The 10,359-nt window shown below is 41.5% G+C and carries 11 protein-coding genes; all 11 read right to left on the bottom strand.

Annotated features, from left to right (window positions below):
* Nucleotides 1-262 (bottom strand): NAD-dependent epimerase/dehydratase family protein (locus ACO4PX_RS05460; protein WP_485571877.1); only part of this gene is annotated, 262 nt, incomplete at its 3' end.
* 15 nt (nt 263-277) lie between these two features.
* On the bottom strand, nt 278-1,048 hold the full coding sequence (gene rfbF, locus ACO4PX_RS05455) for a glucose-1-phosphate cytidylyltransferase (RefSeq protein WP_183684418.1): 771 nt from the start codon (nt 1,046-1,048) through the stop codon (nt 278-280).
* A gap of 106 nt (nt 1,049-1,154) precedes the next feature.
* Nucleotides 1,155-2,504: a branched-chain amino acid transport system II carrier protein gene (gene brnQ, locus ACO4PX_RS05450; protein WP_485571875.1), complete on the bottom strand. Its 1,350-nt coding sequence runs from the start codon at nt 2,502-2,504 to the stop codon at nt 1,155-1,157.
* Between the two features lie 220 nt (nt 2,505-2,724).
* Nucleotides 2,725-3,447, bottom strand: coding sequence for a TIGR00266 family protein (locus ACO4PX_RS05445; protein ID WP_314999315.1), 723 nt, complete (start codon nt 3,445-3,447; stop codon nt 2,725-2,727).
* 377 nt (nt 3,448-3,824) lie between these two features.
* Nucleotides 3,825-4,340, bottom strand: a complete 516-nt coding sequence (locus ACO4PX_RS05440) for a Pycsar system effector family protein (RefSeq protein ID WP_485571873.1) — start codon at nt 4,338-4,340, stop codon at nt 3,825-3,827.
* Nucleotides 4,340-5,893 carry a hypothetical protein gene (locus ACO4PX_RS05435; RefSeq protein WP_485571871.1) on the bottom strand — a complete coding sequence of 518 codons (1,554 nt, stop codon included), beginning with the start codon at nt 5,891-5,893 and terminating at the stop codon, nt 4,340-4,342. Before ACO4PX_RS05435 ends, ACO4PX_RS05440 begins: the two co-directional genes overlap by 1 nt.
* Entirely contained in the window at nt 5,890-6,411 is a 522-nt protein-coding gene (locus ACO4PX_RS05430) for an ImmA/IrrE family metallo-endopeptidase (RefSeq protein ID WP_485571870.1), read from the bottom strand. Before ACO4PX_RS05430 ends, ACO4PX_RS05435 begins: the two co-directional genes overlap by 4 nt.
* A gap of 211 nt (nt 6,412-6,622) precedes the next feature.
* On the bottom strand, nt 6,623-7,492 hold the full coding sequence (locus tag ACO4PX_RS05425; RefSeq protein WP_485571868.1) for a carbohydrate ABC transporter permease: 870 nt from the start codon (nt 7,490-7,492) through the stop codon (nt 6,623-6,625).
* Nucleotides 7,493-7,567: 75 nt separating this feature from the next.
* The gene (locus ACO4PX_RS05420) at nt 7,568-8,452 is read right to left on the bottom strand and encodes a carbohydrate ABC transporter permease (protein WP_448975532.1); all 885 of its coding nucleotides are present in this window, start codon (nt 8,450-8,452) and stop codon (nt 7,568-7,570) included.
* Nucleotides 8,453-8,494: 42 nt separating this feature from the next.
* Nucleotides 8,495-9,892 (bottom strand): ABC transporter substrate-binding protein, encoded by a 1,398-nt coding sequence (locus tag ACO4PX_RS05415; protein ID WP_314833795.1) that lies wholly within the window; start codon nt 9,890-9,892, stop codon nt 8,495-8,497.
* A gap of 219 nt (nt 9,893-10,111) precedes the next feature.
* Nucleotides 10,112-10,359: beta-galactosidase small subunit-related protein (locus ACO4PX_RS05410; protein WP_485571866.1), on the bottom strand; the 248-nt coding region annotated here is incomplete at its 5' end.

The following is a 10,359-nucleotide window of genomic DNA, read 5'->3' as shown; positions in this document are numbered from 1 at the left end:
GGAAAACCAATTCCGGCTCCGCCTCCTGCATCACCTTCCTTAAATGGTCATAATCCCGCACATCTCCCTCGATGGAATGCATCCCCTTTTCTAAGTTTAAGAGGGAAAATAAGGCGCCCAGCTCTTCCTTTAGGGCATAACCGGTGCATTCCGCTCCCATCATTTGCAAAATCAAACTAAGCCACGCCCCTTTAAAACCGGTGTGGCCTGTTAAAAATACTTTCTTCCCCTGATAAAAGGCTTTTAATTCTTGAAAATGCATTTGCCCCCTACTCCTCTACCAACGCTTCCAGGGTGCCTTGCCGCTTGCCCACAGCTCTTCCAAAAGCTTCTTCTCTCTCTGGGTATCCATGCACTGCCAGAAGCCGTCATGATAATAGCCCATCAGCTTGCCTTCCGCCGCAAGATTCTGCATGGGACTTTGCTCCAAGATGGTATTATCGTCCTGTAGATAATCAAAGATTTCCGGCTCCAGCACCATAAAGCCGCCGTTAATCACCGCGCCGTCCTTTTCTTCCTTCTCCCGGAAAGAACGAATCTGCCCTTCGGCATCCACATCCAAAACGCCCTTTTGCTGAGCAAGGTTTACCATGCTGATGGTTGCCGGCTTGCCATGCTTTTTATGGAAGTCCAAAAGAGCCTCCAGATTCACATCGGAAACCCCGTCTCCATAAGTCAGCATAAAGGGCTCATGCTTTAAGTATTTTTCCACCCGCTTTAATCTTCCGCCGGTCATGGTGTGAAGGCCGGTATCCACCACGGTTACCTTCCAGTCCTCCGCCTCGCTGTTGTGGACTTCCATGGTATTCTTTCCCATGTCAAAGGTAATGTCCGCATTGTGCAGAAAATAGTTGGCAAAATATTCCTTAATCAGGTACTGCTTATAGCCCGCCAAAATGATAAATTCCTTAAAGCCGTAGGAAGAATAATATTTCATGATATGCCATAAAATGGGCATTTCTCCGATTTCAATCATGGGCTTTGGCTTTAAATGGGATTCCTCCGAAATTCTGGTGCCTAAGCCTCCTGCAAGAAGAACAACCTTCATGTCTTCCGTCCTTTCTTTTTTTCTTTAGAGTATAGCACAGAGTCCTTAGAAAATAACAGCGGAAAGATATCTTTAAGGATTCCTTCCGCTATTTTTTCTGCTGTTTCTATGCGATACCTTGCATTTTCCTTTCCCGCATTTTCCAAAAAAGAAAAGAAAGGAGAAAGGCCGTAGACGCCGGTAAAATCCAGCCCATCCCTACAGAAAAAAGAGGGATGTGAGAAAGAAGCTTCATCATTTTCCCATGAAAAGGAATCCCGGCATGCAGCTCCTTCGGCAGTGCCTTGTAGGCATCCAAAAGGGCAAAGGGCACCGTAACATACAGGGCGATTTGGAAAATTTTAGTTTCAAAGCGAAAATGCTCTCCAAATAAACATAATAAAATCAGCACTATGCTCATGGGATAAATAAAATAAAGCGCCGGGACGGTAAATTGAATGATTCTGCTTAAGCCCAGATTGGAAATGGCAAAGGAAAAGAAGGTAAACAGCAGCACAAGCTTTTTATAGGGAAGCCCCTTGGGAAACATTTCCGCAAAAGCCAGACTGGTGGAGGTAATCAGCCCCACCGCCGTTTTCAGGCAGGAAAGGCAAATGATGATTCCCAAAAGCACTCCGCCAAAACGTGGAAAGTAATGGGTGGAAACGGAATGCAGGATGTCTCCGCCATTGTCCTGCAAAGAAAAAAGACTTCTACTGGCCGCTCCGGTAAAGGCCAATGCGAAATAGACGATGGCCATCATCACCGTGGTAATGCTTCCGGAAATAATACTTAGGCGAGAGACTTCCCTTCCGTCCTTCGCTCCCCGATTTTTAATGGTCTCAATCAAAATGTTACCAAAGGCCAGAGCCCCCACCACATCCAAGGTGTTGTAGCCCTCTAAAAGTCCGGTGACAAAGCTGTTTTTCGCATATTCTCCTGTGGGAGGAAGGCTTTGAATTGCCCCCATAGGGTGCAGAAAGGCAGTAAGCAAAAGAATCCCCAAAAAGAAGAGGAAGAGCGGATTCAGAATTTTTCCCACATAGGTCAGGATTTTCCCCGGACGAAGGGAGAAATGCAGCGCCGCCAAAAAGAAAAGGAAGGTGAAAATCAGCAATCCCGACCTCTGATACCCTTCCCCGATAAAGGGATAAAGCCCCACCTGAAAGGAAACCGATGCGGTTCTGGGAATGGCAAACAGGGGGCCGATACAAAGATAAAGCAGACTGGAAAAAAAGAGGGAAAAACCTTTTCCCCCTTTTGATGCCAGTTCCAACATACTGGCGGATTCCGTACGAGCCATGGCCACAATCGCCAAAAGAGGCATTCCCACTCCGGTAATACAAAAGCCCAGAGTGGCTAAACCAACCGTATTTCCGGCCTTCTGCCCAAGAGATACCGGGAAAATCAAGTTCCCTGCCCCGAACAACATGCCGAAGAGAAGGGAGGCAATAAATAAGAGCTCGCGCCCGCTCACATTTTTCTTCATAGGATAAAAACTCGCTTTCACAAAAACTGTTTTGCAGTATATCCTACTTTTCCCTTCTCTTCCACATATCAATATTCTTTTCAGATAAAGTTTAGGAATTCACTAATGCAAAGGAGCGTCACAAGCTCGGCTTATGACACTCCTTTTTTCATTTTAAAGCATTTTTGTTTACGGTGGAAGCGAAACTGCTTATAGGACATAGAAAGCTCTATAAGCCGAAGCCGCCTTTGCCGTTGTTCTTATTGTTTCTGGCGATGGGCAGGGCAGAAGCCAGACTGCTTAAGTTTCTGGTCTGGATATATACCTTTCCTTCTCCCATAAAACGGTTGACCAGGCCTTCCCCTGTGGTGAATCCGAAGGTTCCGGAGGCTACGGAAATATGGTAATCCAGACTTTTATCCCAAGCCACCACATGGTCATTGTCGATGGTTAAGGGGCTGTCGGGGTGCACTTCCAGCTCCAAAAGATCTCCAAAGGCATTGACAAACAGATCTCCCTGCCCCTGACTTTCCATGACGAAGAGGCCGCCGGTGCCGCCAAAAAACGCCTTTCCCAAGTCCTGCATTTTCATGGCATAGCTTACTGTGGAATCCCCAGCCAAAAAGGCGCCGGTATTCAGGCGGTACTGCCTCTCTCCAATCTCTAAACGAACAATCTTACCGGGAATGGATGGCGCCACACCGATTCTACCCCCATTAGCCACGCCGACAGCCTCGGTAATAAACATGCTTTCTCCACTGGCAATACTTCTTCCCACAGCGCTTAACAAACCGCCCAGACCGCCGCCGTTAGCGCCGGAATTCATCTTTCCCTGCAACTCCACACCGGCCATATAGGCCATGGAGCCTCTCTCAATCTTCACCCTTTCTCCCGGGTTTAACTGAATCTCCAAAATGGGACAATCATTATCTCCTAATATACGATGCTGCATAAATCCTCCAATCTGTGAAATAGGGTTTTCTTGTCGCTTTTCCATTTTTGAACCTGACAGGAAAATTATCTCTTATTTTTAGGGGGAATTCAAGGATTTTTATGATTTAACGCCACTATTAAGCTAATTGATATATTAATGTCGGATTAGCCCATTAACCCCCTCGAATTCGAGGGGGGAAATCTTAATTATTTAAACTTTCCAATCTACAAACTATTTTGTAGGTACATATTTCTATGGAAATATACATTTTTACATCTTTTATTGGACCCATCTTACATTTACTCTATCCCAAAAGAGTTCATGTAAAAAATAAAGGTTGCGCCTCCAATTTTTCTTTTTTCTTTCTAATGCTACCAAAATTTTTCTTGCCAAGGCTATGCGCAAATAAAAATTAATACTACAAAAAATAATGCTATAAAATCAAACATTAAGGCCATTTGAAAATATTGATATTTTTTTACAGCAATCCGACTGTTTATAATAATTTCATTTGCCAAGTCACAACAATAAGTACATGTAATATCTATTTCTTTACTCAAATATCGGCTCTTTACAATTTGTAAATATTCAGTTCCATCATTTAAACATGCAATATTCAAAAAGTATAAATAATTATTCGTTCCAGGATCATTCAAATATAACTTTAACTTTATATCACCAACTTTTTTGCCCATATTTGGCCAAAAAGACATAAGAGAAATAGCCATAGAAAGAACTGTAAAAATCCTCAAAATAGTAAGCAACAGTGGAAATCCAAAATCCATATTTACTGATAGCACTGCCACATTAAATGCAACAAGTGCAGCATTTTTTGCCTCTCCAAAATCAAGCCATTTATCTACTCTTTCTAATTCATTCAAAAGAAATGGTTGAAGAATATCATCCTTCATTATTTATCCCCCCAGATTTTTTCTTCCTCGAAGATAGTTTCTAATGTTTTTTTAAAATCTTTTATAGCTTTTGAATCATCATAATCCTTCATGTCTTTTTGCTGAATCCACTTAACCTGATCATGAGAAGTATTCGGCCTATAAGGTTCTTTATGCTGAACTATTCCTGCAAAAATAATTCCCTTCTTAATGTTTGCTGTGCCTTCACCAACTTCATAGGTCGCAAACGGTTTGGGTTGTTTTTCCTCTCGTCTTTCATCACAAAATAACTCTATATCCACAGCATAATTTTTCATATAATACTCTTTGATTGTTTTTACTAAAGCTTCTCCACTTTTCGCTTTTGCACAACCAAACTCCCATTGTTCTTTATTATTATAATTCCCACTCCCTCTATGAATAATCATAATCTGCTTATTTTCAACATCGCAGCACACTACTGCACAATGTAGCTCTAAAGGGTACTCCTTTGGAAAAGTTGAACGATTTGCTGTAATCGATTTCTTTAGATAATCTCTTTTTTTTTGGAAATTTCTATCCTTAATAATCCGCTTAATGGCCTTGTCTACCTCAAACATACTATCACTTAATCGAACTTCACTATTTGTGTTTTCAGTTTGTTTTATTCTTGCAATATAATTACTACTTTTGGGATTATTATATAATTCATCATATCTAAAACTTTCCAAGAACGCCGAAGAAGCTCCTTCAATAGAAAATTCTTTATTTAATTCCTCCATCACTTCCTCATTGTGATACCATATTACAGGATATAATGCTTCGTTCCACACCCCCTTCAACTTAACATAATCTATGATATGTAAATTAATCCCCTCTTTTTCCTTAAAATCTAAAAGTAGCATTGCTAACTCAAAGCTTATTGCAAGTCTTCTTTCTTGGGTATACTGCTTTAATCTGAATCCAGCATCCATATCACTTCCTAAAAAATCTTGAACGCTATTTTCATTGGCAGTTATTCGATAATTTATTTTTATACAATCAAAGAAATTATTTTCATACTGTGTGTTGACTGCGGCTATCCATGCTGTAGATTTCAAAGATAAAGGCGAGTGAAAACTTAACTGTTGAATATCTTTATCCTTTAATTTTTGATTTTTTATACTTTTAAAAAATTCTCCACATTCCAGTCGTAATGTCATACGGTTCGTTACTTTAAAAATGAATGAAACCCATTTGTTCAAAAGTTCACTACGATGAATCTCCGAAAAAAATATTATTTCATCTCCAATGACTCTCCATAAAACAGGGTTCTCTAGGTTCTCTTGGTTCTCTTGGTTCTCTTGCTTCTCTAAATGTTCAACTTCGTCCTTAATATCTCCTAGTAAAGACTCCATAACTATAGGCCAATAAGGAGTTGTTGTCTTATAGCTTGTTGAATTAACAATGTCAAAAGAAAAGAACAGGTACATGACTGACTGTCCCTGCTCTTTGCTATCAATGTCTAACTTTTGTGCATCTGTAATTTCATCCGTAGGTTGTTCACCAATAAGCAAACTTATAAATTCCTTTTTTTCACTTTCTAACTGACTCATGATAAAATTCCCAAAAAACGACCTCTATTAATTGCTGCAGATAAAGACACATTAAACTTACGTGCAACCTGTTCCATATCAACCGTACCATCTACCGCCAATTCACTCACTTCCTTCAGATAAATTTCTCGAGGCATTAACAACGCCGCAGCGAACTCATTGGCCTGATATTCTTGCTCTGATGCACCAAATCTTCGATATTCTACTTCTTTCTGTCTTTCCCAAACTTCTTTACTAATACCATATCCCATATGAAGGAATAAATGCCCCAATTCGTGTGCGATTGTAAAATTTTTTCTTTGCCTATTCTGAGTAGGCGATATAACAATATGAAAACTGTTATCAGAAATTTTTCTAATTGTACCATCGCAATAAGAATTAAGATCTATTTTTTCTTCAATTTCGCCACCTATTTCCTTCACTATAGGTGCCATATCCTCTACTGGAAATGGAATTTTATATACATCTCGAACACAATCCGCAAGCTTATTAATGTACTCTCTCGTCTCATAATTCATTACTCCACCTCCTTTTCATTCTTAGTATTAGAATACTATCCTAAATTTTGTAATAATGCAATAACTATAGGGCTATTTCCCTTTTAAATTATTTTAGTTAAAACCACACTTTTGAATAGTATACGATATTAAATACAACGGCTTTATTCATCACTGTTATAACTATATAAACCCTGCGCTAATAATATTTGCTCTATATCACTTTTGTGAATTATCCTTTTATCCCCGAGCTAGCCATAGCCGTCTGCACCTGCTCCTCTAGAACTGCATAGAGCAAGATTCCCGGTAAGACCACCACGGTTAAAGCCGCAAAAAGTCTGGGGTAATTATAGGAAAAGGACTCTGTGAAAAATTGCAAAGCCAATGGCAGAGTTCTTGCCTTATCCGAACTAATCAACAATGAGGCATAGAAATACTCATTCCAGTTTCCCAAAAACAATAGGATTCCCGCTGTGGTTAATCCGCCCTTTGCCAAGGGAAGGTTGATTTTCCAAAAGACGGTGAAGAAATCCGCTCCTTCCAGTATCGCCGCTTCGTCCAAAGACTTGGGAATGGCAAGGAAGGCAGGCCTTAATACAAAGATGCTCATGGCCAGTCCCATGGAAATATACACCAGGCTAAGTCCCGGCAAAGAATCATAGAGATTTAGATGAATCAAAAGGGAAAATATCGGCTGAGCCTTAGACTGTGCCGGCACCAAAAGGGTGATGGAGTATAGGATAAAAAGAAGATTTTTTCCCGGGAAGTTATACTTGGCAAAGACATAGGCTCCCATGGCATAAATCAACAAAGCCAGTAGCGTTGCGGAAAGGGAAACCAAGGTGGAATTCAAAAAATACTGTACAAAATTATACTTGGAAAAAATATAGCTGTAGGGCTCTAAGGAAAAGCCTGTAGGCAGGGAAAAGGGATCCGATAAAATTGCCGCATTGGTTTTAAAGGAGGATAAAATCACCCACACAATCGGGAAAAGAGAAATCAAAATGGTAAAGCACAAAAGCATTCCAACGAGAAGGGAGGATAAAAACCCCTTCTTTTTCTTTACATTGACATTGTCTTTATTTTGCAAAAATGCTTTCATTTTGATAAATCCCTTCGCTTAGACCGTAATGCTTCACTTCATCTGAAAGCTCTACACTTTCACAAACCTCTACTTTTAGTCATAAATCCCTTCATTTAAACGAAATCCCTTATGCACCAAAAGCAGCACCAAAATTCCCGCCAGAAACATCATCACACCGCTGGCATTGGCCAAGCCGTATTTTAAGTCCAAAATGTTCTTCATCAGGATGAGGGGGAGGTTCATGGTGTCGTTTCCCGGCCCTCCGGAAGTGGTTAGGGCGATTTGCTCATACATGGCAATTCTGGCCGTAATGGAGGCAATGATAGAGGTTCCGATGGAAATACGACACATGGGAAGCTCGATATGCCAAAGAATCTGAAGGGTATTGGCGCCGTCCACCTTCGCCGCGGAAAAGACCTCCTCCGGAATGGAATAGAGGTCATTCATCACAAGAAGCGTCACAATCACCGCATAAAAAAGCCAGGTGAGCGTCACCGCCCAGAAGGCATAGGGAGATTCAAAGAACCATTGGTGATGAAAATCCTTGTTAAAGAGGCGAATCAGCCCGTTCATAAAGCCCATTTCATCATTGAAAATGAAACGATAAATCAAAGCCCAAGCTGCTGCGGAAATTACATTCGGCACCATGAAAACCGCTCTGGTGAATTTCCAGCCTCTAGGTTTTTGGAACAAAATAAAAGCAAGAATCGTTCCAAAGCCCACATGAAGAATGGTGGCAATAAGAGACCACAAAAAAAGATTCTTCATGGAAAGCTGAAAGGATTCCTGCCCAAAAAGCTGTATGTAATTTTGCAATCCCACAAAACGGGGACGGTTAAAGCCGTCATACTTCGTAAAGGAAGTTAGAAAAATACTGAGAATCGGCTGTAAATAAAAGAAGAGAAAAACCAAAAAGGAGGGGAGCAAAAATAGGGCAATCCACTTATAATTCCGTCTTTCCAAGCTTGATGCTTTCATCCTATTTTACTCCCCTTTACTCTTTCTATTTAATGTTTTGTATTACTGCTTTGCCTCTTCTGCCTTTTTTGTAAGTTCCTTACAGAACTCTTCCGGACTCAAGCTTCCGTCAATCAGCTTTGGTAAAAGCTTTCCGAATTCCTGATCCCCGATAGAAGCTGGGAACACATCCCCTAAGATAGGTACATATTTTGTATCATCATTTACGCTCTGATTGTACTCGTATAACAATGGGTTTTCCTTAAGCTTATTCAGGAAATCCTCGCTATACTTCAGCTTTGGTGCGGTTCCGCCCTCTGCCAGAAGATAGGCTTCCAGCTCTTCCTGACTGCCGCGGAAAGCAAGGAATGCCTTCGCCACTTCCTTCTCGTCATCGCTTGCAGTAGCGGGAATCCAGAAATCTCCATAGCCTGCAGGATTCGCTAATGCAATATTTCCGGGATAAATGCCGGCATGCACGGAGGATCCCTTAAAATCATTGCTCCACTTGTCCTTGGATTCCTCGTTAAACTCGGAAACCATCCAGGAACCGTTGGGAATTACAGCGGCCTTGTTGCTCATAAAAGCATTGGCTGCATCTGCATAAGCTGCTCCTAAAGTATTTGCGGAAGCATTCTTCTGTAAAAGGGTCTGTAGCTTTTCTACCCCCTTTACAAATGGCTCTTCCGTATAATCCCAAAGCTTATCCTTTACGCTATCCTGTAAAAGCTTTGCTCCACCCTCTTCATTGCCCACAAGAGCGGAAAGCATCAAAGTAGTGGTCCAAGCATTTTCAGAGGTCATAAAAGCGATTTTGTTGTCCCCTAAAGAGGAAACAAACTCGTCATAACTAAGCTCTCCAAGGCTTTTCTCCGGCTTATACAGGTCTTCGTTGTAAAACATACCGATAGGACGAATCACCAGCATGGGAGAAACCACCAGCTTACCGTTATAGGTACAATACTCTCTGGATTCCGGAATCCATAAATCGGAAAGCTCCGGAGTTTCCTTGGCAAAATCTGTCAAATCGTAGGCAAGGTCATTGTCCAAAATAACCTGCTTAAACCACTGGGCATCGATTCCGCCGGATCCGGGGCTATGCACCAAAGCAGGAAGCTTCTTCTGGGTAGCCAGCTGCTTAATCTTCTCCGCATAGGAATCCTGTACCACCTCTTCTACAGTGATTTTATACTTTCCCTCATACTTCTTATTAAAACGCTCCACCTGAGGAAGGAAAAACTTTGCGCCAACATTCTCTCCTGCCAGGAAGGTGGGAAGCTTCATCTCCTTAACTCCCTCAGAGGCTTCCGCCTTTTCTCCGCCTGCCTCCTCAGCCTTCGTCTCTCCTGCCGCAGCACTGCCCTTCTCGCTTTCCGCCTTGGATGCATTGTTCGCACAGCCCGGCAGAGAAAGCCCCAGGACTAAAGCCAAGGCAAGGGATAAGAGTTTTCTTTTCTTCATACTATTCCTCCAAATTCAACAAGTTTTTGGCGACTTTGCACACAATCCAATCGCCGTTTCATGCTTTTATCTAGCATTATACCTATCAAAATAAAGGTGTCAAGAATTTATCTTGCACCAAGAATCAAAGAGGCATCGATAGTTCGTAAAATTTTAGGCAAATTACCTTATCCCTCGCCTTGGCTTTTTATAACCGGATACATGCTATATCATTTCCTATCAGCAAATATAGAACGAATAGTCGATATCTTTTTCTGCACTGATATGATAAGCATCTTCAACATCGGTTCCCCAACTGTCTATGCCACCAACACCACGAACTGCACCATAAATACACAACACCGTTCTTCTTGCCGGCGGTAATTCCTCATGATGTAAAGCATTCTCAATTTCACTTGCAGTATACGGCAGGCATGAAAAATCGAATTTGGCGTCTGCCTTTTCGATCCGAAGCGTGTGATTAGATA

The sequence above is a fragment of the Oribacterium sp. genome (assembly GCF_057249185.1).
The sequence above is the reverse complement of the archived record's forward strand: the minus strand, read 5'-3'. Positions and strand labels throughout refer to the sequence as shown.